Here is a 25,678-nt window from a genome sequence, read left to right on the forward strand (position 1 = left end):
TCCTTCGCCGTCATGCCTCACGTCTACATCCTGAAGTGCTCCGATGGCTGCTTCTACACGGGGAGCACCGGGAATCTCGAGTACAGGCTCGCCCAACACGAGTTCGGTGAAGGCGGCGACTACACGAGACGGCGCCGTCCGGTCGAGCTCGTGTGGTGTGCCGAGTTCGCGCGCGTCGACGAGGCGTACGGATGGGAACGCCGGATCCACGGCTGGTCGCGGGCCAAGAAGCAGCTCCTCATCGACGGGAAGTATGAGGAGCTGCCTGGATGGAGCAGGAGACAGCGCGACGCGAAGCGGGCCGAGGATCGTGACTGACGTCCTTCGTCTCGCTTCGCTCGCTCAGGAGCCGGGAATCGGACTGCCAACAGCCCGGGTCCTTCGTCTCGCTTCGCTCGCTCAGGAGCCTGTGGAGCCGGGCTCTTCCAGCAGGGTGCCGGCGGCGTGGCTGCGGAACAGGTCGGCCGCGGCATCCGCCTTGCCGGCGTCGAGCACGTCGAGCAGCCCGCGATGCCAGTCGGCCACCTCGTGCCAGTCGCCGGTGAACTTCGGATCGCCGAGCACATGCATGACCCGCAGGCTGGGCTCGAGCAGATCCCACATCTTCGGCAGGTAGACGTTGCCGCTCGCCTCGATCACGGTCCGGTGGAAGGTGAAGTCGAGCTCGCGGAAACGGGCCAGATCCGCAGTGTCCGCCGCCTCGTGCATGGCGTCGATGAGGTCGGACAGGGCGGCACGGCGCTCCTCGTCGAGGGTGCCGCAGGCGAGCCTCCCGGCCAGCCCCTCGAGCTCGACGCGGGCGACCTTGGCCTGGCTCGCCTCCTCCTGCGAGTAGCTGGCGACGAAGTTGCCCTGGTGCCGCACATGCGACACCAGTCCCTCGTGCGCCAGTCGCTTCAGAGCGTCGCGCACCGGCGCCTGGCTGACCTGCAGCTGACGGGCCAGCTGCGACTCCACCAGCTGCTCGCCGGGGGCCAGGGTCGAGTCCTTGATCATCTCTTTGATCATCGAGTAGATCTGATCCGACAGCAGCCCCCGCTGCAGCCCCATCGTCCCGAGCGCATCAGTCATGTTCACAGTGTACTTTCGTTATCGACTATCGCTAATGCCCGCGGCATCCCGCCAGGCCTGCGCGATCAGACGCGATCCTTCCGGGGTCGGGTGCACGCCGTCCGGCGCGAGCTCGGCCGCATCGCGCCCCTCCGCCGCCGCCGCGAACAGGGCAGTCAGCGGCACGAGCGCGGCGCCGTACTCGTCGGCCAGGCGCACCACGACCTGCCGCTTCTCCTCGAGGTCGACGAGCCAGGCCTGCTGCTCGTCGTCCAGCGGCAGGAAGAACGGCTCCATGAGGATCAGGCGCGGCCCGTGCGCGGCGACGACGGCGTCGAGGATGCGGCGGTACGCGGCCTCGTAGTCGGCGGTGTCCGTGGGGTCGTCGCTGTCGTGCCGCCGCAGCATCTCGTTCACGCCCACGTACACCGTGAGCAGCTCGGGCGCCGTCGGCATCAGCTCGGCGTCCCAGCGGGCCTCGAGGTCGGCAACGCGGTTGCCGGCGATGCCGAGGTTGCGCACCGAGGCGCCGCCGGCGACGAGCTCCTCTGCGAGCAGCGACACGTAGCCGTCGCCGAGTGAGTCCGCGTCGCTCCTGTCACGACCGGCATCGGTTATCGAATCCCCGATGAACACGATCCTGCGGGGTGCTGCCATCGTCTGCCTCCTAGTTCTTCAGCTTCTTGCGCACGGACGTCTTGAGCTCAACCGTCGCCGTGTCCAGTGTGACGGTCAGGGTCTGATGCGGGCGCACCTTGCGGCTGTCGAAGCCCGTGACCATATCAGCCGTCACCGGCTGCTGCGTCACGGTCCCGTCGCTCCATTCGACGTCGAGCAGCATCCCGGTCGTGTCGAGCTCCTCGCCCACCAGGTAGGCGGTCTTCGGCTTCGCCTCGTCCGCCCAGCGGATGCCGGACACGGTGGCCGGCGGCGGCGTCGGCCGCACGACGAGGGTGTTCTCCTTCGCGTAGTGGTACAGGTTCAGGTACCCGTCCGCACCGATGCGCAGGTTCTGCCGAGTGTCGAGCACGTTCCACACGGTCTTGCCGTCCACCCGCAGCACCACGCGCGTTCCACCGTCCTCGGCGATCGCGCCCACCTCGATGCGGTGCGTGCTGTTCGGGGCGATGACGGTGTTCGGGATGATGTCGAGCATCGTCTGGCCTGGCGTCCAGCTCTGGAACTCGAACGTGTCCTCCTTCACGATGACGAGGTATCCCGTGTTGGAGTTCTGCCATGCCGGGATCCCGGTCTGGTCGGAGCGCACCTGGAAGCCGTACCATCCGCCGTCGAAGGCGCCGAAGTCCGCATCGAACTGCAGCAGCTCGTCGCCGAAGCGCTCGGCCTTGTAGCCGTAGACGCCCTGAGCCTTCAGGCGCACGCCGTCCTCGCCGACGGCGATGCCGTCGGCGACGCTCCAGTTCGCGGCATCCTTCAGCTGGGCGTCCAGCCTCTTCGCCGGGTACTCGGCGTCCGCCACGGCGACGGTCACCGAGTCGGTGAGCGCCGGGTCGGCGACGGATGCCGCCGTGACCGTCGTGGTGCCTGCGCCGACGGCGGCGATGCGCCCGTCGACGACCGTCGCGACCGCCGGATCCGCCACGCTCCAGGTGACGCGCGTGTCGCTGGCGTCCTCCGGCGCCGCCGTCGCCTTCACGCTGTGCCGCTCGCCGACGTTCAGGGCGAGGGTCTCGGCGTCCAGGCTGATGCCGGTCACCGGCACACCCGAGAGCGAGAATCCGATGTTGTCGAGGTCGAGCGACTTGTATCCCTCGACGTAGAAGCCGACGCGGCCGGCGGCGCCCGGAGCCGGGTCCTTGCCCTCCAGCACGACGGCGCCGTTCACGACGATCCTGATCTTGCCGTCCTGCACGGCGATCCGCACGTGGGAGGTCTTCCCGTTCGGCAGCGCCTGGTCGGCCGGGAGCACCTTCTCGGCGACGATCTGCCAGTTGCTGTCGAAGATGTCCCAGGTCGGTCCGGCCGCCGCGTTGCGGTAGCGGATGTAGCCGCCGCCGTTCTGGTTGCGGTTGTAGATCAGCAGGTCGGACTTCACGACGTCGCCGGCAGGCGGGGTGACGTCGAAGTCCAGCACGAACTGGGTGAAGTCGCGGGGCAGCAGCGAGTTCGCACCGTTCACGATGCGGTACACCTTGTTGCCCGTGGCGTCGACCTGGATGCTGCGGTTCGGGTCGGTCGGCCAGCTGTTCGCCCCCGACTCGAAGTCGGTGAAGTGCAGCACGCCGTCGCCCTCGGAGACCACGACCTCGATGGTCGCCTTCTTCGCGGTGTCGGACTTCGCAGTGGCGGTCACGGTCGTCGTTCCCGGGCCCATGCCGAGGACGACGCCCTTGGCGTCCACCGTCGCGACCGCCGTGTCCGCGGAGGTGTAGGTGACCTCGGCATCCGCGGCGTTCCAGGGCAGCGGCACCGCACGGACGCGGACCTGATCGCCGGCGTCGAGGCGCACCTGGTCGGTGTCGAACGCGATCCCCTTCAGCGCCACCTTCTCGGGCGACAGGGACTGGCCGATGTGCCCCTGCACGCCGATCTCGCCGAACGCGATCGGCTCGAAGCCTGGGATCTTCGTGAACACCTCGGAGTCCGCCTTCAGTGCGTAGTCGCCCTTCGAAGCATCCACGAAGCCGGGGTCGGCCGTCGCGACGAGGTTGGTGCCGTAGTTCAGCAGGTTCTTGCCGTCCTTCGCGCCCTGGTCGTTCAGTCCGGCGATCGGCTTGCGGTTGGGGTTCCACACCACGTTCTTCGCGTACGTGCTGTGGTCCGGGTAGTAGTGGTTGTCCTCGAAGAAGTGCGCCAGTTCGGGGTACTTCTCGAGGTACGGCGTGCCGACGAAGTCGTTGTTCTCCTCGAACACCTTCTTCCACTCCGGCATGTACGACCGGTCGACGACGTTGCCCTCCTGGTCGCCCATCCACTGCTCGTAGTTGTCATAGGGCACGTACGCGTCGACGAAGACGTTGTTGCTGGCGTTGATGTAGTCCGCCGAGCCGCTCTTGATCGCCGAGTTGCCCATGTTCACGAACACGTTCTTCTCGATCGTGAGGTCCCAGGTGAAGTTGTCGGCGTAGATGCCCTCGACGCCGGCGATGCCCACGCCGATGTCGTGGAAGTAGTTCTCGCGGAACACATGCCCGCGCTGCTGCGGTGTCATCCCGGAGTTCATGTAGACCGCGCCGAGGTCGTTGAACAGCTTGCAGACGTCGTACACCTCGTTGCGCTCGAACAGGTGGTCGTTGCCGTAGACGATGATGCCCGGGTGCGGGGCGTCGTGGATCTTGTTGTTCTTGGCGATGTTGCCGACTCCGTCGAACATCACGCCGGGGTTGTAGGCCTTGTGGTAGTACGCGAAGTCGGCGATCTCGGAGTTCTCGACCCGATTGCGCCCAGGCTCGAGAGTCTTCTTGTCGCCACCCTGCAGCACGACGCCGATGCCGCCGACGTGCGTGAGCCTCGAATCGGTGACGGCATGGTCGCGGCCGCCGCGGTTCACCGGGATGCCGTCGTAGGTGTAGCGACCGGGCGAGTTGATCAGCACGCCGCCGTCGGTGAAGTTGCGGATGTCGGCGTGCGAGATCTTCACGTTCGAGCCGCCGAGGATGACGGCGGCGGTGGCGCGCCCGTACTCCATCACGATGTCGTCGAAGGTGACGTAGGAGGTGTCGTCGGTGCGCAGCATCGGCTCGTCCAGCGTGGTGACGGTGACGTCGCCCTCGCCCGAGGTGAACGCGGCGTTCGGGATCAGGTACAGCTTCCCGGCATCCCGGTCGATGTAGTACTCGCCGGGGGCATCGAGCTCCTCGAGCAGGTTCTGGGCGAAGTGGAAGTCGGGGAACCAGCTCTTCATGATCCCGGACATCTCGCCGTAGCGCAGCGTGATGGTCTTGGCCGCGGTGTCGATCTTCTCGATCTTGTTGTACGACCACTCCCAGCTGTAGCCGAAGATGCCGTCCAGCCAGACGTCCTTCGCCGCGGTCCAGTACTTCGGGCGGTCGTAGCCGTAGGTGAACGTGCCACCGCGGTCCTGCAGGTCGGCGTCCTTGCGGGTGGGGCCCGGGTCGACGATGTCACCCATCTGCACGGTCGGGGTCGCCGCGTCGGCGTTGGGCCAGCGGGCGAGGGTCATGCCCTGCCCCGCGATGTAGAGCTCCATGGGCGGCGTCGTACTGACGTCATTGGCCTTCCAGTACCCGTGCCGGCTGAGCTGGCCGAAGTCGGTGAGGCCGTGCGCCTTCAGATCGATCTCGAGAACCTCGTCCCTGGCGGATGCCTCGACGATGCGGTCCGTGACCGCGGCATCCGCGACCTTGGCGAAGTCCTCACGCGGCAGGGTGCTGCCGCCGGTGAGGGTCGCCCGCTCGCCCGGGTAGGAGCGGTACTCGATGGGATGTTCGGCAGTGCCGGAGTCCTGCTCGCCGAGCGTGAACGACGCGCTGCGCCGGTACTCGCCCTCGCGCAGGAAGACGGTCATGCCGTCCGGCAGCCCGGCTCCCGCCTTGAGCTGCCGGATGCGGTCGCGTGCTCCCTCGAGCGTGGCGAGCGGGGCGTCGATCGTGCCGGATGCGGCGTCGTCACCCCCTGGTGCCACGTAGAGGGCCGGTCCGTCCGCAGCGGATGCCGGGGCGGTGGCTGCGAGCGCCGATCCGAGGATCGCCGCCAGGGCCAGAGTTGCCAGTGCACGCTTCATCGCGTCTCCGATTGCTCTTCGAGGGGCACGGGTGAGGACCCGTACGGCCGCTGGGGCGACCAGTCGAAAGCCTAACTAATCGATAATCGCTAATCAAGCATCGATCTTAGGAATCGACATCCATCGACACCTTCGCAATTCTTCACACTTCTGCACATCTCTTCCCGTTATTTGATCGTGACAACCTCAGGTTGACGAACAGCCGGATTACCAGGAAATATGGGAATCTCCAGGGCAGCGCGCCTCGCTTCCCCGGTCAGCCCGAAGGTCAAGGATGCCCCAGTCATGACAGAACTTCTCGATAGTTCACATAAACTGTCAACACGTCGCCCCCGACGGATCTCGAACGGGATGTTCGCGCTGCTGTTGACCGCGCCGGGCCTGGCCCTCCTCGCCGCCGTCGTGGTCTATCCGCTGATCACGGCGCTCGTCACCGCCTTCTTCAAGCAGAGCCTCGTCGAGCCCGGCCGCGAGTTCGTCGGCTTCGACAACATCGTCGACGTGCTCACCGGCGACTTCTTCCGCCTGCTGTGGCAGACCATCGTCTTCACCCTCGGCACCACGCTCGCGCCGTTCGTGATCGGCTTCGGCCTCGCGCTCGCGCTGAACACCCGCATCCGCGGCGCGAAGGTGCTGCGCGGCGTCATGCTCATCCCCTGGCTGATCCCCGGAGTCGTGGTCTCGTTCCTGTGGATGTGGATCTTCAACGCCAACTACGGCGTGATGAACGCCGTGCTGGAGTCGATCGGCCTGATCGATGAACCGCAGGCGTGGCTGGCCAACCCGACCACCGCGATGATCGCTGTCATCGTCGCCAAGACCTGGCAGTCCTTCCCCTGGATGATGGTGATGCTGCTCGCAGGGCTCCAGACCGTTCCGCCCGAGCTGCACGAGGCTGCCGAGATCGACGGAGCCGGCACCATCCGCCGCTTCTTCTCGATCACCGTCCCGCAGCTGAGCGGCATCATCGGGCTGGTGCTGCTGCTCGAGTTCATCTGGAACTTCCAGCACTTCGACATCATCTACGTGCTCACCGGCGGCGGCCCCGCCGGATCCACCCAGACCTTCGCCACCGCGGTGTACGAGACCGCCTTCACCGGATTCGACCTCGGCAAGGCCGGCGCCCTCGGCCTGCTCTGGATGGTCCTGCTGATGGGCCTGGTCGTCGTGTACGTCCGATTCTCCGAGAAGGGAGAGAAGCGATGACCGCGCTGCTCACCGAGTCCCCCGCTGTCGACGCCGCCGACTCCGAACGCCCCGCGCAGGTGATGCGCAAGCCGCGCGTGCGCGCCGACCGGCGCGCCGTCACGATCAGCGCGTGGATCGTCGTCGCCGTCTTCGGCGGTTTCGCACTGCTGCCCGTGTACTGGCTGCTGACGACCTCGCTCACCCCGCGCACCGAGGTGTTCGCCTACCCGCCGCGGCTGTTCCCCTCCGAGATCAGCTTCGACGCCTACGCCGCGCTGGCGAACAATCCGGCGCTGTTCGGCTACCTGCGCAACAGCATCATCGTGTCGGTCATCACGGCCGTGCTCTCGGTGATCGTCTCGGCCTACATGGGCTACGCGTTCTCGAAGTTCCGCTACCGCGGCCGGCGCAGCCTGATGTACTTCGTGCTCGCCTCGCAGATGTTCCCGCAGGCCCTGCTGCTCATCACGCTGTACACGGTGTTCTCGGCGTACGGGCTGCTGAACACGTACGCAGCCCTTGTGCTGTCGTTCACGACCTTCACGCTGCCGTTGTGCGTGTGGATGCTGAAGGGGTTCTTCGACACCATCCCGGACGACCTCATCGAGGCCGCCCTCGTCGACGGGGCCTCGCGCCTGCGCATCATCCACTCCGTGGTGCTGCCGCTGGCCGCCCCCGGACTCGTGGCCGCGGGCCTGTTCGCCTTCGTGCGCGGCTGGAACGACTTCATCTTCGCCCTCACGCTCGCCGGCCCCGACAAGCAGACGCTGCCGCCCGGCCTGGTGAACACCTTCATCGGCGAGGCCTCGACGGCCTGGCCGGAGCTGATGGCGGCATCCCTCGTGGTGTCGCTGCCAGTGGCCATCGCGTTCATCGCCCTGCAGCGCTACCTCGTCGGCGGCATGACCGCCGGCGCCGTCAAGGGCTGACGGCTCCCCTCACCGCACGAATCCCCGCAGAACCCCTCGAAGAAGAGAGAGAAAACCATGTCTCAGTCCACTCCGTCCGTCTCGCGTCGACAGCTGCTGCAGTTCGCCGGCCTCGGCGTCGCGGGTCTCGCGCTCGCGGGCTGCATGCCCACCGGCGGCTCCGGTGCGGCCGCGCCGAGTTCGGGCACCGCGCTCGCCCCCGGCAAGTTCACGCCGGCCGACTTCAAGTTCTCCAGCTGGTCGCTGACCGAGGAGGCCGCCGCCCCCGCGATCAAGGCGCTGCTGGAGGGCTACAAGAAGAAGGACTCCGTCGGCATCACCGAGGTCTCCTTCCCGTACAACGAGTACTTCAAGCAGCTGATGCTGCAGGTGCGCGGCGGGCAGTTCTCGGGAGCGGCACACGTCGACGTCGCCTGGCTCGCCTCGCTCGCCGCCCTGGGCAAGCTGCAGGACGTCTCGGCGTTCACCAAGGACCGCGGCTACACGGCGTCCTCCCTCGAGGCCGCGCAGTACGACGGCATCCAGTACGGCTTCCCCTGGACCATCGGCGCGATCGGCCTGGTGACCAACTCCGAGCTGATCCAGAAGGCCGGCATCGACGAGTTCCCGGTGACGATCGACGAGTACGAGGGCGCGCTGAAGAAGCTGAAGGGTCTCGGCGACGGGGTCATCCCCTACGCCGCCTCCACCAAGGCGGCTCAGCTGAAGGACATCCTGATCTGGATGGAGACGTTCGGCAGCCCGCTGGTGAAGGACGGCAAGGTCACCATCGGCGACGACGCCAGCGTCGAGGCCGTCACCTGGTACAAGTCGCTGTACGACCAGGGTCTGATCGCCGCGGACGTCGACCGCTTCGACGCCCGCTCGCTGTTCTCGCAGGGTCGCGCGGCGATCTACGACGACGCTCCCGTGGGCCGCAACACGGTCGTGAAGGACTCCCCGGACCCGAAACTGGCCGACAAGATCGTCTCGGAGTCGCGTCCGGTGCTGAAGAAGGGCGACACCCCGCGCGCCCTGGTGTGGGGTGGTGCGATCGTCGTGGTCGGCGGCGCCGGCGACGACGCCACCGGCACGGCGGCGGACTTCGGCCAGTGGGCCACCAGCGATCTGGACGCCGTGCTCGGCGACTACGAGGTGCGCGGTCTTCCGCCCGTCACCGAGGAGGCGCAGGCCTCCGACGCCGTCACCTCCGACGCCTTCGGGTCCCGCTTCGCGGAGAAGATCACCGCGACCGCGACGGTCAACCCGTTCTGGCAGTACCCCGAGTATGCACAGGTCGAGACCGCCGTCGCCGAGCGGGTGCAGGCCGTGCTGGTCGGCCAGCAGAGCCCGAAGGACGCCATGGCCGCCGCCGGCGAAGCCGCACAGAAGCTGATCGGCTGATGGGCGCCCGGATCAGACGCGGGTCCGCCGCCCTCGCCGCGGCCGGCCTCACGGCAGCGATTGTCGCCGCCCTGGCACCGGCGGCGAGCGCCGCCGTGCACCCGACCGTCGTCGAGACGGTCCCCGTGACGGTCGACGGCTCCAACCAGTCCGGGTGGTGGAACCCGCTCACCGTCGTCGGCGACACCACCTACTTCGCGTACAACGTCCCGGCAGGGACGAACCGCCATCAGGTGCACCTGGCCGCCCGCTCCGCCGATGGGGAGTGGACCTCGGGATGCCTGCGGTTCGCGACCGGCGCGTGCGCCGACTACCTGAACGACAACGGCCACAACCAGCCCTCGATCGCGATCGACGGTGCCGGCGACATCCATGTGTTCGCCTCGATGCACCACGAGGACTGGAACTACTTCCGCTCCACGGTGCCCGGCGACGTCACGTCGCTGGTCGAGGTCAGCGCGGAGATGCCCGACCAGGGCTCGACGATCTCGTACCCGATCACGTCGGTCGGTCCGGACGGCGACGTGTGGCTGATGGTGCGCACCGGCCCCGATGCGCTTGCCCGTCGCGACGGTGTGCTGTACCGCTACGACCTGGATGCCGGGACCTGGGCGCGGGAGACGGTCTTCGCCTCCGCGACCAACTACTCGGTGTACCCCGATGACCTCACGGTCGACGAGGGCGGTCAGGTGCACGTGCTCTGGGAGTGGCACAAGTGGGCCGCCGGCCCGTACCGCCACCTCGGGTCGTACGCGGTGTGGAACCCCGGGACGAAGTCGTTCCACGACATCGCCGGTGGTGCCCTGCCGACCCCGATCCGTCCCACCACTCCCGGCCCCGTGGTCTTCCAGCCGTTCACGGCCGACGAGTCGATGGACAGCACCACGCCGGCCTTCCAGACCGCGAAGATGGCGGTGCAGGACGGCGCGCTGCAGGGCATCACGTACCGCTACTCCGCGGCAGGGTCGACGCTGTTCGACCTGAAGTGGGCGAGTTGGGACGGCTCCGCGTGGAATCGCGAGACGCTCATCGACTCTGCTTCTCTCGGTGCGGGCGTCGACACCGTCGCCGCGATGGATGCCACGGCGTTCGGCTCGAAGAACCGCGCCTACGGTGTGATCTCGGTCAAGGTCGGCAGTGAACTGCGCAGCCAGGTCGTGCTGTTCGAGCAGGCGAAGGGCCGCACCGGGTGGGCCGTCGAGGCGATCGGCGACCCGATGATCGGGCAGCAGCGGCTGCGAGCGGCCACCGGCAGGGCGGGCACGGATGTGCTCTACCTCAGCGCACCAGCCACTCCCGGCGGCGGAACCCTCCGCTACGCGGAGGTGCCGCGCTCCGGCGAGAAGCGCACGGGCGGCTCGCTCGCCGACATCGTCACCGCACTGCGCGACGCGCAGTGACACCCCGGCGGATGCCGCGCGCAGCGCGCGGCATCCGCCTCTGAACGAAACCCAGGAGTACCACCCCATGCGCACGCAGACCATCGAAGCCGACGTCATCGTCGTCGGAGGAGGCCTTGCCGGCGTGAGCGCCGCCGTCGCCGCAGCGCGGCTCGGCCGGCGCACCGTCCTCATCAACAACCGGCCCGTGCTCGGCGGCAACTCCTCGTCCGAGGTGCGCGTCTGGGTGTGCGGCGCGACGGCGCACGGCAACCAGCGCTGGGCGCGCGAGACCGGGATCATGGGCGAGATGTTCCTGGAGAACCAGTACCGCAACCCCGAGGGCAACCCGGTGTACTGGGACGACGTCGTGCTCGACACCGTGCGTCGTGAGCCGAACCTGCAGCTCTTCCTCAACACCGAGGTGATCGAGGCCGGCGCCACCGGTCCCGACGACGACCGCCGGGTCACCTCGGTGACCGGATGGACCATGGGCTCCGAGGTCCGCACGGTCTTCCACGCACCGATCTTCCTGGACTGCACCGGCGACGGCCTCGTCGGGCGTCTGGTCGGCGCACGGCACCGTCTGGGCAAGGAGGGCCGCGCCGAGTTCGACGAGGAGTGGGCCCCCGAGGAGCCGATCCGCGAGTTCCTCGGCTCGACGCTGCTGTTCTACACGAAGGATCTGGGCCACCCGGTCAAGTTCGTGGCGCCGGAGTCGGCGAAGGACATCAGCACCACCCCCATCCCGGCCACACGCATCATCCGCAGCGGCGACAGCGGCGCGCACTACTGGTGGATCGAGTGGGGCGGGCAGCTGGACATCGTCGACGACAACGAGCGCATCCGCGACGAACTGCGCTCGGTGATCCTCGGCATCTGGGACCACATCAAGAACTCCGGTGAGTTCGACGCCGACAACCTCACCCTGGAATGGATCGGCAACCTCCCGGGCAAGCGCGAGTACCGGCGCTTCGTGGGCGACCACACGCTGCGGCAGCAGGACGTGCTCGACCAGGTCGAGTTCGACGACGGCATCGGCTTCGGCGGCTGGTCGATCGACCTGCATCCGGCCGAGGGCATGTACGCCACCGGCGCCGGCGCCGTGCAGCGCTTCTCCGACGGAGTGTTCGAGATCCCGTTCCGCTCGCTGTACTCGGCGAACGTGTCGAACCTGCTGATGGCGGGGCGGAACGTCTCCGCCACCCACATCGCGTTCGGCGCCGCCAGGGTGATGGCGACGTGCGCCGTGATGGGCGAGGCCGCAGGCACCGCGGCATCCCTCTGCCTCGCCTACGGCGAGAGCCCGCGCGAGCTGTACGCGAACCACCGGCGCGAGCTGCGCCAGGCGCTGCTGCGCTCGGACTCCTCGCTGATCGGCGTCGCCAATGAGGATCCGCAGGATCTCGCCCGGCGCGCCGTCGTGACCGCGTCGAGCCGGCAGCGCACGATCGCGACGGATGCGGGCGACGCCGTCCCGCACGCGCTCACCGACGACCTCGGCATCGTCATCCCGGTGCATCCGGCTCTGGAGACGACCGACCTGCTGCTCGGCGCCGAAGAGGCGACGACGCTCACGGTCGAGGTGTGGTCCAGCACCAAGCGACAGAACGTGGTCCCCGAGATCCTCGAGCACACCTCGGTCGTCGAGGTGCCCGCCGGCGCGGCGAGCTGGGTGAGCGTGCCGACGCCGTTCTCGCCCGACACCCCCCGGAACGCGATCGTCGTGCTGCGCGCGAACCCCGTCGTGAGCGTGCATCTCACCTCGCCCCTGCCCGCGGGTGTGCTCACGCTCGTGCATCGCGCGGACAACGACGACGAGAACGTCGAGATCAGCGACGAGGGGCTGCTCGTGAAGTGGCCGACCAAGCCGCTGCGCGGTCGCGCGCCGGTGTTCCGCACCGCTCCTGAGACCGAGGCGCTCGCCCCCGAGCGAGCGGTCTCCGGCTACAACCGTCCGTTCGGCGGTCCGAACATGTGGGCCTCCGAGCCGCTGGCCGGCGGCGGCGAATGGCTGCGTCTGGACTGGGACGCCCCGGTCGAGGCGCGCGAGGTGCGGCTGGTGTTCGACGACGACGTGGATGTCTCGCTGATCACACTGCACCACCACCGCACCCCGGACGAGGTCATGCCGCAGCTCGTGCGCGACTACCGCGTCGAGGTCCTGCCCGCAGGATCGGAGGAGTGGACGACGGCGGTCGAGGTGCAGGGGAACAGGCACCGGCACCGCGTGCATCCGCTGCCCGCCGACCTCGGTGCGTTCCGCGCGGCACGGCTCGTCGTCGAGGCCACCAATGGCGCCGCAGAGGCCCGCGTGATCGCGTTCCGGGTGCAGGCGTGACGGATGGCGCTAACGTGAAGCGCACCCGTGTTTCCGCGGGCGAGCGACGCACGATGAGGAGCCCCAGGGTGAGCACGTCCTTCGGTGAGCGCGAAGACGCATCGATGCGCTCGGTCCCCGGTTCCCGGGCGACGCGCACCGGCCTGATCGCCCTGGCCGTGCCGCACCTGGAGGAGCCGTACTTCGCCGAACTGAGCTCGCGGCTGGTGCGCGGTGCCGAGGCGAGGGGACTCGCCGTGCTGATCGTGCAGACCGAGGGCGATCACGCCCGCGAGGTCGACGTCGCCAACGGCAGCGGTCTGCCCGACATAGACGGCCTCATCCACATCCCGCGGTCGCTGACGGTCGCCGACCTCACCCGCCGCACCTCCCCCGGCCCCCTGGTGCTGCTGGGTGAGCACATCCAGGTGAGTCCGTTCACGCACATCACCATCGACAACTCCGCCGCCGCCCGCACGGCCACCGCGCACCTGATCGCGGCCGGCTGCCGCCGGATCGCGTTCGTCGGGCGGCGTGACGCGCGCCCCTCGGATGCCGCGGACCGCCGGCACGCCGGCTATCTCGAGGCGCTCGAGGCCGCCGGCATCCGCAACGACCCCGCGCTGACCGCGCAGGTCGACGCGTTCACCTCCGACGAGGGCGAGCGCGTGGTGTCCGAGCTGGCGGCCCGCATCGGCGATCTGGACGGCGTCGTGTGCTCGAACGACTCGGTCGCGCTCGGTGCACTGGCCGCGCTCGCCGCCGGCGGCCGCCGTGTGCCGGACGACGTCGCCGTCATCGGCATCGACGACATCCGCGCGGCGCGGTTCTCGGTGCCGGCCCTCAGTTCCGTCGCCCCCGACCACGATCAGCTGGTGGACGCCGCGTTCACCGAGCTCGAGCGGCAGCTCAGCACTCCCCCGGGCGCCGACCTGCCGGTCCGGCACGTGATCATCCCCAGCCGCCTGGTGAAGCGGGCGAGCACCGCACGCTGATGGACGCCGGAACCCGCCGCTGCTCAGCGGCTGTCTGGTCGAACCCGCTCCGCGATCTCGACCTGCGCGATGTGATCGGAGAGCCGCTCCCTGGCTTCGCCGTCGAGTCCGTCGTCGATCACCAGCCTGTCGATGTCGCTGAGGTCGGCGACAGTGGTCAGGCCGACCACCTGCCAGCGGGTGTGATCGGCGAGCACGACCACCTCACGGGCCGCCGCCATGAAGGCCCGGTAGGTCTCCGCCTCGAGCAGGTTCATGGTGGTGAGCCCGGCCTGCTCGTCGAGCCCATGCGCGTCGAGCAGCACCAGGTCGCAGTGCAGCCTCTCCAGTGCGCGCACCGCGACAGGACCGACCAGGGACTGCGACGGCGTGCGCACCCCGCCGGTCAGCACGACGGTCTGCGTGTACGGGGCATCCGCACGATCCGGCGGGGAGAACAGGTCCGAGACCGGCAGCGAGTTCGTCACGATCGTCAGGTCGGGCACGCGCACGAGCTCCTGGGCGAGGGCGATCCCCGCCGCCCCGCCGGTGAGGCCGATGGCCATCCCCGGTTCGACGAGGGCGGCAGCCGTCGCGGCGATCGCTCGGCGCTCGGCGGTCGCGACCTGCGCCGCTCCCCGGCGGATGCCGGCCGACGCGGCACGCACGCCGCCTCGGACCTTCTGCACCGCGCCGTCATCGGCGAGCAGCTCGATGTCGCGGCGCACAGTCATCTCGCTGACGCCGAGCTCGGCCGCGAGGTCCGGCAGAGCGATGGTGCCGCGCTCGCGCGCCAGGGCGAGGATGCGCTCGCGTCGCTCTGTGACCAGCATCCGCTCTCCTTCTCGTGCCGTGACCAGTCTGCCATGCACGCTTTCGCACGCCCTCTCGACACAGACCACCTCGACACCGACAGGATCCCGCTCCGCGCATGACCTACCCCGCGCCCTTCGACACCTGGTTCCCGGACGCCGCCTTCGACGGCAGCTACGGCTTCACCCTCGAGACACTGCGTGCGGTGCGCCCCGTGCCCGCGCAGGACGGGCTCGCTGCGCAGTGGCGGTCCTGGCGAGCGGCGGCACGCGGCGTGGATGCCAGGCCCGTCGTGCTGTCGACGGAGATCGTCGACGCCCGCGAGGTGTCGCTGATCGAGCTGTCCGGGATCGACGACGTGCGGCTGCGCGCCTGGTCGGTCACGCCGGTCGAAGGCCTCGCGGCCAGGGTCGGCATCGTGCACGGGCACGGATACGGCGGTCGCGACGCGGTCGATCTGCGCCGGGTGCCGGATGATGCTGCGGCGATCTTCCCCGTCGCCCGCGGCCTCGGTGCACTGAACGCCGGTGTGGGCGCACCGGAGGAGCGCGGGGCGCATGTGCTCGGCGGTCTGGACGCACCGGACGACTACGTGATCGGCCTGTGCGCACGCGATCTGTGGCTCGCGGCCGATGCGCTGATCACGCTGGCCGGCGACCTGCCGCTGTACTACGTGGGCGAGAGCTTCGGGGGCGGACTCGGCGCCCTCGCCGTGCCGTGGGACGACCGGTTCTTCGGGGCGACGCTCGTCGTCCCGACGTTCGGGCAGTACGACGAGCGTCTCGCGGTGCCGTGTCTGGGCAGCGGCGAGTTCCAGCGCGCCTGGGTCTTGCGGCATCCGGAGGCGCGCGAGCAGCTGCGGCCCTTCGACGCGTCGAGCACGGCCGGGTTCTTCGAGGTGCCGGTGCGGGTCGAGGCGGCGCTGTGGGACCAGAACGTCCCGCCGCAGGGACAGTTCGCCGTCGCGAACGCCGTACCAGACCTCGAGCTGCATGTGCTGCCCGCCGGGCACGCCGAGTACCCCGGGCTCGCGGAGGTCACCGCCGAGGCCGTTCGCGGCGGGCTCGCCCACCTGGAGCGCGCGCTCGCGGGCTGAGGCTCAGGACGAGGGGTGCCCCACCACGCCCTTGCGCAGCAGTGCGTTGCCGTACTTGCGGGTCTCGCCGGTGCGCACCATCAGGTACGCGCCCCTCGCGACGTCGTAGTACGCGAAGCGCTCCACGAAGCGGGTGGTGGTCTCGTCGGTGCCCGCGGCCGCCATCAGCTCGCGCTGCACGTCCAGCACCGTGGCATCCGCCGACTCCATCAGGTCGATGCCGGGGGCGTCGTCCAGCGGCAGCACCGAGCGGATCGCCTCGACGACCTCGGGGGTCGAGGTGCCGGGCAGGTCGATCACGCGCTCGCCCAGCGCCCAGGCCGGGAAGTGCGCGTCGGCGACCACCACCGAGTCGGAGTGCCCCATCCGGTCGAGGTGCAGCAGCAGCTCACCGGTGAGCAGGGGGTTGATCCCTTCCAGCATCCGTTCGTCCTCGTCTCTTCCTTTTCAGGCGGGGATGAGCCCGCGCCGGGCGAGGTCCGCCCACAGCTCGTCGGGGATCGGCGCCCGCATCCGCTCGGCGTTCTGCCGCACGGAGTCCGCCTTCGCCGTGCCGACCACGACGGTCGCCACGACCGGATGCCGCGCCGGGAACTGCAGTGCGGCGGCGGGCAGTTCGACGCCGTGCGCCGCGCACACGGCGGCCAGCTCGCGCGCGCGATCCAGCACGTCGGCGGGCACGGCGCCGTAGTTGTAGGTGCCGCTCGACGCCGGCGACGAGGTCGCGAGCAGCCCGGAGTTGAACACCGCGGCATCCACCACCCGCACGTCCCGCTCCGCGCACGCCGGGAAGAGGTCGTCGAGCGCGGGCTGCTCCAGCAGCGTGTACCGGCCGGCGATCATCACCAGATCGAGGTCGCCCTCGCGCACGGCGCGCGCAGCGACAGCCGCGTCGTTCACGCCGACGCCGATCTCGCGCACCAGGCCCTCGTCGCGCAGTGCGGTGAGAGCAGGCAGCCCCTCTCCCAGACCACGCTCGAGGTCGTACACGTCCGGGTCGTGCAGGTAGAGCACGTCGACCCTGTCCAGACCGAGGCGCTCCAGGGAATCGTCCAGGCTGCGACGGACGCCGTCCGCGCTGGGGTCGAAGCGGCGGATCAGGTCATCGGGGACGTCGAAGCCCTCCTGATCACGGCCGCCCGCATACCCGGGGTTGGGCTCGAGCAGACGCCCGACCTTGGTGGAGATGATGAACTCGTCGCGCGGCTTCGTCTGCAGGAACGCGCCGAGGCGACGCTCGCTCAGCCCGAGCCCGTAGTGCGGTGCGGTGTCGAAGTACCGGATGCCGCTCTGCCATGCGGCTTCCAGCGCGGCCTCGGCCGCCTCATCCGAGACCGCCTTGTAGAGGTTGCCGATCGAGGCGCAGCCGAACCCGAGCGTGCCGAACTCCACCCTGGGCTCAGGCGACATGCTGCCCCTTCCAGGTGTACTCGGAGATGCTCTCGGCCTTCATCTCCATGCCGTTGCCGGGTGCGGTCGGCGCCTGGTACGAACCGGCCTGGATGTCGGTGGGAACGACGAAGTGCTCGTGCAGGTGGTCGACGTACTCGATCATCCGGCCTTCGCGGGTGCCGCTGACGGCGACGAAGTCGAACATCGACAGGTGCTGCACCGCCTCGCACAGGCCCACGCCGCCGGCGTGCGGGCACACCCTGACACCGAACTTGGCGGCCAGCAGCAGGTTGGCGATGTTCTCGTTGACGCCGGCGACGCGCACCGCATCGATCTGCATGACCTCGATGGCCTGCGCCTGCAGCAGCTGCTTGAAGATCATCCGGTTCTGCGCGTGCTCGCCGGTGGCGACCCGGATCGGCGCCACACCGCGGGCGATCTCGGCGTGGCCGAGCACGTCGTCCGGGCTGGTGGGCTCCTCGATCCAGGCCGGGTGGAACTCGGCGAGCGCGTTCACCCATTCGATCGCCTCGGAGACCTCCCAGCGCTGGTTCGCGTCGATCGCGATCGGGAAGTCCGGACCGCACACCTCGCGCGCCTTGCGGAACCGGCGGATGTCGTCCTGCAGGTCGGCGCCGACCTTGAGCTTGATCTGGGTGAACCCGTCCGCCATCGCCTCGCGCGCCAGGCGCTCGAGCTTCTCGTCGGAGTAGCCCAGCCAGCCGGGGCTGGTGGTGTATCCGGGGTAGCCGGTGGCGAGCAGCTCGGCCTCACGCTCGGCGCGTCCTGCGACGGCGGCGCGCAGGATCTCGAGAGCGTCGTCGCGGGTGATCGCGTTGGTCAGGTAGCGGAAGTCGACCAGGTCGACGAGCTCCTCCGGCGTCATCCGCGCGAGCAGCTGCCAGAGCGGCAGCCCGGCGCGCTTGGACTTGATGTCCCACAGCGCGTTGATGACCGCGCCGATCGCCATGTGCATGACGCCCTTCTCCGGGCCGAGCCAGCGCAGCTGCGAGTCGCCGATGAGCTCACGGAAGGTGCCGCCCATGTCGTCGAGCAGCGGCTCGATCTCGCGGCCGACCAGGTGCCCGCTGAGCGCGTCGATCGCCGCGACCTGCACGTCGTTGCCGCGGCCGATCGTGAACACGAAGGCATGGCCGGCGTCGCCGGCATCCGTGCGCACGATCACGTACGCCGCGGAGTAGTCGGGGTCGGGGTTCATCGCGTCAGAGCCGTCCAGGCTCAGCGATGTGGGGAAGCGGATGTCGCTGGTCTCCAGCGCGACGATACGGCTCACAGGGCTCCTTCGATCACTTGGAGTGTAAACATCGGATGTCTATACTGTCAACGAGCGCACCGCTGCGCCGACGAGGAACAGGAGAGCCATGAAGTTCGCGCGACTTGGAGAGGCCGGGAGCGAGATCCCCGTCGTCATCGACGGCGACCGCACCTTCGACCTGCGCCCGGTGACATCCGATGTGAACGGCGACTTCCTCGCCGAAGATCCGGTGGGCCGCACACAAGCGGCGCTGGACGCCGGCACGCTGACGGAGATCACGGATGCCGCATCGCTGCGCGTCGGGTCGCCGATCGCACGGCCGAGCGCCGTGATCTGCATCGGGATGAACTACGCCGCGCACGCCGCCGAGTCCGGCTCGGAGCCGCCCACCATCCCCATCCTGTTCCTGAAGACCCCGAACACCGTGGTCGGCCCCGACGACGCCGTCACCATCCCGCGCGGCAGTGAGAAGACCGACTGGGAGGTCGAGCTGGGCGTCGTGATCGGCACCCGCACCGAGTACCTCGACTCCCCCGCCGAGTCGATGGCGCACGTCGCGGGCTTCGTGCTCGCGAACGACGTCTCGGAGCGCACGTTCCAGCTCGAGGTCTCGGGCGGGCAGTGGTCGAAGGGCAAGATCGCGCGCGGCTTCAACCCCACCGGGCCGTGGCTGGTCACCCCCGACGAGATCGACCACCACGACCTGCGGCTGCGCAGCTTCGTGAACGGCGAGCCGCGGCAGGACTCGAACACGTCCGACCTCATCTTCGATGTCGAGACGATCGTGCACCACCTGTCGCAGTACGTCACCCTCGAGCCCGGCGACCTCATCCTCACCGGCACCCCGCAGGGCGTGGCGCTGTCGGGCAGGTTCCCGTACCTGAAGGCCGGCGACGTCGTCGAGGTCGAGATCGACGGCCTGGGCCGTCAGCGTCAGGAGTTCGTCGCATGGGAGGCGCAGAAGTGAGCGGGCAGGTCGAAGGACTGGTGGCGATCGTCACCGGCGGAGCATCCGGGATCGGCGCGGCCATCGCCGCGAAGCTGCACGAGGAGGGCGCGCAGATCGCCGTCCTCGATCGCGACACCTCGGGAGCGGACGCGCGGTTCGCCGCTTTCACCGCCGACGTCTCGGACCGCGCGTCCGTGGATTCGGCGGTCGCGGCTGCCGCCGAGCGGTTCGGCCGCATCGACATCGTGATCAACAACGCCGGCATCGGCGCGCAGGGCGACGTCTCCGCGAACGACGACGACGAGTGGGCGCGCGTGCTCTCGATCAACGTCACCGGCATCGCCCGCGTGACCTCGGCCGCGCTGCCGTGGCTGCGGCAGTCGCCGTCGGCCGCGATCTGCAACACCGCATCCATCGCCTCGACCACCGGCCTGCCGCAGCGTGCACTGTACTCCGCGTCGAAGGGCGCCGTCTCGGCGCTGACCCGCGCGATGGCGGCCGACCACCTGCGCGAGGGCATCCGCGTGAACGCGGTCAACCCCGGCACCGCCGACACCCCGTGGGTCGGCCGCCTGCTCGACTCGGCCGACGACCCGGCCGCCGAGCGCGCCGCGCTGAACGCCAGGCAGCCGCATGGCCGCCTGGTCTCGCCCGACGAGGTCGCCGGCGCTGTGCTGTACCTGGTCTCGCCGGCATCCGGCTCGACGACCGGAACCTTCATCGAGGTCGACGGCGGCATGGCCGCACTGCGGCTCCGTCCGGAGTGATTCCCGTCCCGAAGGCCGCCCCGCACTCCGCGCAGGGCGGCCTTCGTCGTTGCGCCGCGTCCTCTGCCGTCGAGGTCGCAGTTCGACGCGCTCTGGCCACATCGCGATGCTCAAGTCGCAGTTCGACACGCTCTGGCCGTCGGCGGGCGTGATGAACTGCGACCTGAGCGCGCCCGATCCATCCGCAGTGTGACCAACTGCGACTGGAACGCCCCCCGGTTCGGGAGGCATCGGGGCAGCGCCACGCCGTTCCGTCGTTCCCGTCGCCGTTCGTCATAGATTCCCGCCGGCACAACTCCCCGAGTCGCAGTTGATCACGCTCCGTCGGCCGGAAAGCGGGACGAACTGCCACCTGAGCATGCGCGGATGCCCGTGACGCAGCCGATCGAGAGATTGCGACTGGTACTCCACATCGCGGTCTCTGAGATCGCCCTGTGGATGGGCGCGTTCACGTCACTCTGCGATGCCACTGTGGGGCGATGCGAACCCCCTACCCTCTCCCCGCGTCACTCGGAGAGCGTTTCTCCGTACAGGACAGCGCCGCCGTTGGAGTGAGTCGCGGCCGCCTGCATCGCCGTGATCTGGAGATACCGTTCCGGGGCGTCCGCGCGAAGCGGGTGAACACCGACCTCAGCGGCCTCGATCCGTTCGCACGCCAAGCCGCGGAGCGACGCGTTCGCGCCTGGCAGTACGCCCCGCGACTGCGGCACGGGCAGTTCGTCAGCCACGAGAGCGCGGTCGCTCTGCGAGGCGGCCCGTTGCCGCTCGTGTGGACGGTGACGGATGAAGGTGACGATGCACCGGCCGATGGCCTGGCACTGCCTGTACACATCAGCACCCTCGGCGATGGCGCGGTCGTGCGCGCGGCTGGAGTCCGAGGACATCGCGCAGATCCGCGGTTCGCGCGAGCGCTCGAGACCAGCGGCATCCAGATCGCCTCGTCGCCCACGATGTGGGCACAGCTCGGGGCGTGGAACATCATCGATCTGGTCGCGCTCGGCGACTTTCTGTGCCGGGTCCACCGTCCGGGGTACGGCCGGCTGGAGGCCGGGCGCTCACCGTTCACGACGATCGATGAGCTGCGCGCGACCGTCGCTGCCGGGCGGTGGGGGCACGTCCGCCGGCTGCGCGAAGCCCTCGATCTCATTCGGGAAGACTCCTGGTCACCCCGCGAATCACGACTCCGGCTGCACATCATCTTCGCCGGCATGCCGGAGCCCCTCCTCAACCACGACGTCTACGACGACCATGGTCGATTCGTCGGATGCGTCGATCTCGCCTACCCCGACCGGAAGATCGCGATTGAGTATCACGGCGTGCTGCACAGCAGACAGTACGCCGCCGATGTTGAGCGGATCGCTGCGCTGCGCGCCGCCGGCTGGACCGTCATCGAGGTCACGAGCGCGTCCCGCACCGATGTCGTTCTCGCTCGCATCCGTCACGCTCTGCGGGGCTGAACCGGGCCCGCCACGTGCTTCGGATCGCAGTTCGTCCTGCGGAACTCGTAGCACTGCCCTCCCCGGGGTGGCAGTTGGTCACGCTCTGGCCGCCGAAGAGCGAGACGAACTGCGACCTGGATTTCGGACGGAGACCTGAACCGCGATGAACTGCAACCTGAGCAGCCCGCGCGAGCTCGCGTGACGCAGTCGACCACAGGGATCCCGCGGCACCCCAATGCGGGTCGCGCTTTGTCCCGAAATGGCCGGGTCCCCGGCATCCGGGTCACAGATCGCCATGCTCTGATCGACCGCTAGTGGGACGAACTGTCACCTGAGCACCGGGCGTGCCCGGCAACGTGACCAACTGCGATCGGACCGTCGCACCGGAGCGCACCGGAGCGCACCGGGCATCGCCCCTCAGGCGACGCGCTCGTGCGGCTGGTCCAGCACCGGCTGCACCGGGCGGCCGGGCACGAGGGCGTCGCCGTCGACGAAGCCCTCCGGCCGGCCGCGCAGGTCGGCGATCAGGCGCGCGCGGCACGCCTGCAGTGCGGATGCAGCGGCCGCATCCGCCGAGCGATCGCGCAGCTCGTGCGGGTCGACGACCAGGTCGAACAGCTGCTCGACCCCCGACCCCGACAGCCACACGTACTTCCACCGGCCCGCACGGATCCACTGCATCGAGTGTCCGAGGGCGATGTGCTCGCCGTGCAGGTGCGGCTCGTCCTCGGCCAGCACCGCAGAGGGCGCCTCGGCGGACCGCTCACCGGCCGGCGCCGGCTGCCCGGTCCACGGCGCCGCATCCCGCACCGAGACGACCCCCCGCAGGTCGCGCCCGTCGACATCCTCCGGCACCGGCACCCCGGCGCAGGCCAGCAGCGTGGGCATCACGTCGCGCAGCTCGACGATCTCGTCGCTCACCTGCTGCGAGTCGATCGTCGGCCCGGCGAGGATCATCGGCACCCGCGCGGACCCCTCGTACGGATATCCCTTGCGCCACAGATGGTGGTCGCCGAGCATGTCGCCGTGGTCGGACGTGAACAGGATGTACGTGTCGTCGGCCACGCCGAACTCGGCGAGGATCTCCAGGAACCGGTTGATCTGCGCGTCGATGTGGCTGATGTGCCCGTAGTACCCGGCCCGAGCCCGGTGCGCCGTGCGGGCGTCGTAGTGGGCGACGTTGGCGTCGGGCAGCGCGTCGTTGCGCAGATGGCCGAACTCCCCCGCCCAGTCCCCCACCGGCGGCTCGACCGCGGGTGCGTCCAGGTACTGCTCGAACGCCCACGCCGGCGGATCGTACGGCGCATGCGGCCGGTGGAACGACAGGTACAGGAAGAACGGGCGGGTGGGGTCCCGGCGATACAGCCAGTTCTCCGCCTCGGTCACGACCCAGTTCGTCGGATGCAGCCGCTCTGCCTTGTCCCACGGCCGGGCCACCACCGAGTTGCAGTTGATCCCGTTCTCCAGATAGTCGTCGACAGCCGATGATCCGGCCTGCGCACGCAGCCAGGTCAGGTAGTCGTCGTAGAACCGGGCATCCCGCTCCCGCCGCCGCGAGTGGTGCAGGTAGCCGTCGTGCAGGATCACGTCATCGAACCCGATCCGCACCCGCTCCGGCGAATAGTGCATCTTGCCGATCGCCTGCGTCTGATATCCGCCGGCCGACAACGACTTCGGCAACGTCTCGGAGATGTCGAAATCCACCCCGTCGGCGTAGCCGACACGGCGATGGTGCTCCTGCGACAGCCCGGTCAGCAGCGCCATCCGCGCCGGTACGCACGTCGGCGTCGCCGAGTAGGCGTTCGAGAACCGCACGCCGCGCGCGGCGAGCGCGTCGAGGTAGGGCGTGCGCACGATCGGATGTCCGTCGGCGGAGAGGCAGTCGCCCCGCCACTGATCGACGCAGATGAGGACGACGTTCGGCGATGCAGACATAGACATGACGCTACTCCGAGCGCCGATCAGCGGATGCCGTAGAAAGCCCGCGCGTTCGACCAGAGCACCTTGTCGCTGTCGAGGCCGCGATCCGCGGCCCAGTCGCCGATCGTGTGGCACCAGTCGTCGCGCACTCCGTCCATGAAGAAGTCCGCGCCGTCGTCGTCGGAGACCTGCATCGCGGACACCGGCCAGTCGCTCCCCCACATGATCCGGTCTTCGCCGAACTCCTTCGCCACGACATCCAGGAACGGCTCCAGTTGGTCCTCGTCCCAGTGCCCGCCGGCTTCGGCGGGCAGACCGGACAGCTTGACGTGGACCTGCGGGTGGCGCGCGAGGTCGGCGATGTCGCGGCGCCATTCTGCGCTGGGTAGCAGCGGCGCGTCGTCGGTGCCGATCGCGGGCTTGCCGAGGTGGTCGAGCACGATCCTCAGCTCCGGCACGGCCGCGGCGAGCGCGGTGACATCGGGGATCTGGTGGTCGCGCACGCAGGCGTCGAAGGTCAGGCCGCGGGATGCCACGGCGCGGGCGCCCTCGATGAACTTCGGAGTGCGGGCGAATCCGTCCTTCTCGCCCTGCAGCAGGTGCCGCACCCCGACGACGTTCTCGTAGGCGCCCAGTTCGTCGAGATGCCTCAGCGTCTTGCGCCCCCGATCCAGCCGCGCGCCGGCGACGATCGCGACGACACCGACCTCGAGGGCGATGGATGAGACCCAGCGCACCTCGTCGATCGCCTGCTTCTCGATCGGATCGGCCTGCACGAAGACCGCGACCTGCTCGTCGACGTCGTCGATCCGGTCGTCCAGGAGCTGTTCCGCGGCGTAGGCCGCGTCCAGCTCGCCTTCCAGCCACGGGTAGGTGAGGACCTCGGGATCCCAGAGGTGCAGGTGGGAGTCGACGACGCGCATGCCCCCATCCTGCCCCACCTCGCCCCAGACATCCGATCTCTGTGCGAGGATGTCGCCATGGCAGTCACTGACGAGGCGATCGAGAAGATCAAGGCGATGATCGTCTCCGGCGAGCTCGGCCCGGGCGACCGGCTTCCACCGGAGAAGGAGCTCGCCGAGCGGCTGGGCCTGTCCCGCAATTCCATGCGCGAAGCGGTCAAGGCGCTCGAGGTCATCCGGGTGCTCGATGTGCGCCGCGGCGACGGCACCTACGTCACCAGCCTCGAGCCGCACCTGCTGCTCGAGGCCATCACCTTCGTGGTCGATCTGCACGATGACGACTCGCTGCTCGAGCTGTTCGCCGTGCGGCGGATGCTGGAGTCCCAGGCCACCGGTCTCGCAGCAGGCAACGCCTCAGCCGAGCAGGCGGCATTGCTGCAGGACGAGGTCGCCTCGGTCGACCCCGAGACGATCTCGCTCGACGACCTGGTCGCGCACGACATCCGCTTCCACCGCGAGATCGTGCGACTCACCGGCAACGACTACCTGGCCAGCCTGATCGAGAGCCTGAGCAGCCAGACCGTCCGGGCTCGGGTCTGGCGCGGCCTGACCGAGCAGAACGCCACCGGACGCACGCTCGCCGAGCACCGCGCGATCGCCGATGCCATCGCGCAGCACGACTCAGCACTGGCCACCTCGCTCGCCACCGCGCACATCGCGGGCGTGGAGCAGTGGCTGCGTCAGGCGGCATCCGCCTGAGTGCGGTTCACCCGCCGACGACGCCCTCGAAGAGTCCGATGTGGTTGCCGTCAGGATCGACGATGACCGCCCACCAGCTGCTGTCCGTGATCGCCGACTTCTCCATCGCGACGGTGCCACCGGCAGCCTTCGCCGCGGCGACCGTGTCGTCGATCGAGTCGACCTCGACGTACGACCGCGGCTGCGTGAAGCCGTCGTCGCGTGGTGCGAGCCCGCCGCCGCTGATGCCGTTCGGCGCCTGCCACATCGGGTAGCCCTCGAATCCGGGCATCTCGGCGATGTTCCAGCCGAACAGCCCCGAGTAGAACGCGGCGCCCTTCGTCAGGTCGGTGACCGGGATGTCGATGTGGGTGATGTCTCCGTGTGCCATGATCGGCTCCTCTCTGCCCCCGGGGCAAGTCTGCGCCTCCGGCCGCTCCCGGACAAGGAGTGCACGA

22 protein-coding genes are annotated in these 25,678 nt (G+C 69.2%); 12 read left to right on the top strand and 10 right to left on the bottom strand.

Annotated features, from left to right (window positions below):
- Positions 1-12 precede the first annotated feature (12 nt).
- Positions 13-318, top strand: coding sequence for a GIY-YIG nuclease family protein (locus tag GON06_RS15630; protein ID WP_157313229.1), 306 nt, complete (start codon positions 13-15; stop codon positions 316-318).
- Between the two features lie 81 nt (positions 319-399).
- Here the strand turns inward: GON06_RS15630 and GON06_RS15635 are convergent, their stop codons facing one another.
- The 3 genes from GON06_RS15635 to GON06_RS15645 are packed head-to-tail and all read right to left on the bottom strand — an operon-like array spanning position 400 to position 5,755.
- Complete coding sequence (locus GON06_RS15635) at positions 400-1,071, bottom strand: GntR family transcriptional regulator (RefSeq protein WP_157313230.1); 672 nt, start codon at positions 1,069-1,071, stop codon at positions 400-402.
- An 18-nt stretch (positions 1,072-1,089) separates the two neighbouring features.
- Positions 1,090-1,707, bottom strand: a complete 618-nt coding sequence (locus GON06_RS15640; protein ID WP_157313231.1) for an SGNH/GDSL hydrolase family protein — start codon at positions 1,705-1,707, stop codon at positions 1,090-1,092.
- Between the two features lie 10 nt (positions 1,708-1,717).
- A complete protein-coding gene (locus tag GON06_RS15645; RefSeq protein WP_157313233.1) occupies positions 1,718-5,755 on the bottom strand; it encodes an Ig-like domain-containing protein in 4,038 nt (1,345 codons plus the stop codon).
- A gap of 351 nt (positions 5,756-6,106) precedes the next feature.
- Here GON06_RS15645 and GON06_RS15650 point away from each other — a divergent pair, with 351 nt between their 5' ends.
- The 6 genes from GON06_RS15650 to GON06_RS15675 all read left to right on the top strand — a co-directional run bounded on the left by GON06_RS15650 (position 6,107) and on the right by GON06_RS15675 (position 13,949).
- Positions 6,107-6,961, top strand: coding sequence for a carbohydrate ABC transporter permease (locus GON06_RS15650; protein WP_198346728.1), 855 nt, complete (start codon positions 6,107-6,109; stop codon positions 6,959-6,961).
- Complete coding sequence (locus GON06_RS15655; protein WP_378735033.1) at positions 6,958-7,872, top strand: carbohydrate ABC transporter permease; 915 nt, start codon at positions 6,958-6,960, stop codon at positions 7,870-7,872. The genes GON06_RS15650 and GON06_RS15655 overlap by 4 nt, the downstream gene beginning before the upstream one ends.
- Before the next feature lie 57 nt (positions 7,873-7,929).
- Complete coding sequence (locus GON06_RS15660; RefSeq protein ID WP_157313237.1) at positions 7,930-9,255, top strand: ABC transporter substrate-binding protein; 1,326 nt, start codon at positions 7,930-7,932, stop codon at positions 9,253-9,255.
- Positions 9,255-10,655, top strand: coding sequence for a BNR-4 repeat-containing protein (locus GON06_RS15665; protein ID WP_157313240.1), 1,401 nt, complete (start codon positions 9,255-9,257; stop codon positions 10,653-10,655). The genes GON06_RS15660 and GON06_RS15665 overlap by 1 nt, the downstream gene beginning before the upstream one ends.
- Positions 10,656-10,722: 67 nt before the next feature.
- Positions 10,723-12,975, top strand: a complete 2,253-nt coding sequence (locus GON06_RS15670) for an FAD-dependent oxidoreductase (protein ID WP_157313243.1) — start codon at positions 10,723-10,725, stop codon at positions 12,973-12,975.
- Between the two features lie 68 nt (positions 12,976-13,043).
- Positions 13,044-13,949, top strand: coding sequence for a LacI family DNA-binding transcriptional regulator (locus GON06_RS15675; protein ID WP_332837624.1), 906 nt, complete (start codon positions 13,044-13,046; stop codon positions 13,947-13,949).
- A 23-nt stretch (positions 13,950-13,972) separates the two neighbouring features.
- Here GON06_RS15675 and GON06_RS15680 read toward each other — a convergent pair whose 3' ends face one another.
- The gene (locus GON06_RS15680; protein WP_157313246.1) at positions 13,973-14,761 is read right to left on the bottom strand and encodes a DeoR/GlpR family DNA-binding transcription regulator; all 789 of its coding nucleotides are present in this window, start codon (positions 14,759-14,761) and stop codon (positions 13,973-13,975) included.
- A 98-nt stretch (positions 14,762-14,859) separates the two neighbouring features.
- On the opposite strand from GON06_RS15680, the gene GON06_RS15685 reads away from it, so the two are divergent.
- Positions 14,860-15,837, top strand: coding sequence for an acetylxylan esterase (locus GON06_RS15685; protein ID WP_157313249.1), 978 nt, complete (start codon positions 14,860-14,862; stop codon positions 15,835-15,837).
- A 3-nt stretch (positions 15,838-15,840) separates the two neighbouring features.
- Here GON06_RS15685 and GON06_RS15690 read toward each other — a convergent pair whose 3' ends face one another.
- Genes GON06_RS15690 through GON06_RS15700 form a run of 3 tightly spaced genes read right to left on the bottom strand, consistent with a single transcriptional unit; the run spans position 15,841 to position 18,523 of the window.
- Complete coding sequence (locus tag GON06_RS15690) at positions 15,841-16,260, bottom strand: RbsD/FucU family protein (protein WP_157313251.1); 420 nt, start codon at positions 16,258-16,260, stop codon at positions 15,841-15,843.
- Between the two features lie 24 nt (positions 16,261-16,284).
- Positions 16,285-17,247, bottom strand: coding sequence for an aldo/keto reductase (locus GON06_RS15695; protein WP_157313253.1), 963 nt, complete (start codon positions 17,245-17,247; stop codon positions 16,285-16,287).
- Positions 17,237-18,523 carry an L-fuconate dehydratase gene (locus GON06_RS15700; RefSeq protein ID WP_332837627.1) on the bottom strand — a complete coding sequence of 429 codons (1,287 nt, stop codon included), beginning with the start codon at positions 18,521-18,523 and terminating at the stop codon, positions 17,237-17,239. The genes GON06_RS15695 and GON06_RS15700 overlap by 11 nt, the downstream gene beginning before the upstream one ends.
- Before the next feature lie 88 nt (positions 18,524-18,611).
- On the opposite strand from GON06_RS15700, the gene GON06_RS15705 reads away from it, so the two are divergent.
- From GON06_RS15705 to GON06_RS15715, 3 genes are all read left to right on the top strand, one after another.
- The gene (locus tag GON06_RS15705) at positions 18,612-19,472 is read left to right on the top strand and encodes a fumarylacetoacetate hydrolase family protein (RefSeq protein WP_157313255.1); all 861 of its coding nucleotides are present in this window, start codon (positions 18,612-18,614) and stop codon (positions 19,470-19,472) included.
- Positions 19,454-20,221 carry an SDR family NAD(P)-dependent oxidoreductase gene (locus GON06_RS15710; protein ID WP_157313256.1) on the top strand — a complete coding sequence of 256 codons (768 nt, stop codon included), beginning with the start codon at positions 19,454-19,456 and terminating at the stop codon, positions 20,219-20,221. Before GON06_RS15705 ends, GON06_RS15710 begins: the two co-directional genes overlap by 19 nt.
- Positions 20,222-20,838: 617 nt before the next feature.
- The gene (locus tag GON06_RS15715) at positions 20,839-21,678 is read left to right on the top strand and encodes a hypothetical protein (protein WP_157313258.1); all 840 of its coding nucleotides are present in this window, start codon (positions 20,839-20,841) and stop codon (positions 21,676-21,678) included.
- A gap of 399 nt (positions 21,679-22,077) precedes the next feature.
- Here GON06_RS15715 and GON06_RS15720 read toward each other — a convergent pair whose 3' ends face one another.
- Positions 22,078-23,595: an arylsulfatase gene (locus GON06_RS15720; RefSeq protein ID WP_157313260.1), complete on the bottom strand. Its 1,518-nt coding sequence runs from the start codon at positions 23,593-23,595 to the stop codon at positions 22,078-22,080.
- A gap of 26 nt (positions 23,596-23,621) precedes the next feature.
- A complete protein-coding gene (locus tag GON06_RS15725) occupies positions 23,622-24,503 on the bottom strand; it encodes an amidohydrolase family protein (RefSeq protein WP_157313262.1) in 882 nt (293 codons plus the stop codon).
- Between the two features lie 57 nt (positions 24,504-24,560).
- Here GON06_RS15725 and GON06_RS15730 point away from each other — a divergent pair, with 57 nt between their 5' ends.
- A complete protein-coding gene (locus tag GON06_RS15730) occupies positions 24,561-25,241 on the top strand; it encodes a FadR/GntR family transcriptional regulator (RefSeq protein WP_157313264.1) in 681 nt (226 codons plus the stop codon).
- A gap of 7 nt (positions 25,242-25,248) precedes the next feature.
- Here GON06_RS15730 and GON06_RS15735 read toward each other — a convergent pair whose 3' ends face one another.
- On the bottom strand, positions 25,249-25,611 hold the full coding sequence (locus tag GON06_RS15735) for a VOC family protein (RefSeq protein ID WP_157313266.1): 363 nt from the start codon (positions 25,609-25,611) through the stop codon (positions 25,249-25,251).
- Positions 25,612-25,678 lie beyond the last annotated feature (67 nt).

Source organism: Microbacterium sp. MAH-37 (genome assembly GCF_009758255.1).
Taxonomy (GTDB): Bacteria; Actinomycetota; Actinomycetes; order Actinomycetales; family Microbacteriaceae; genus Microbacterium.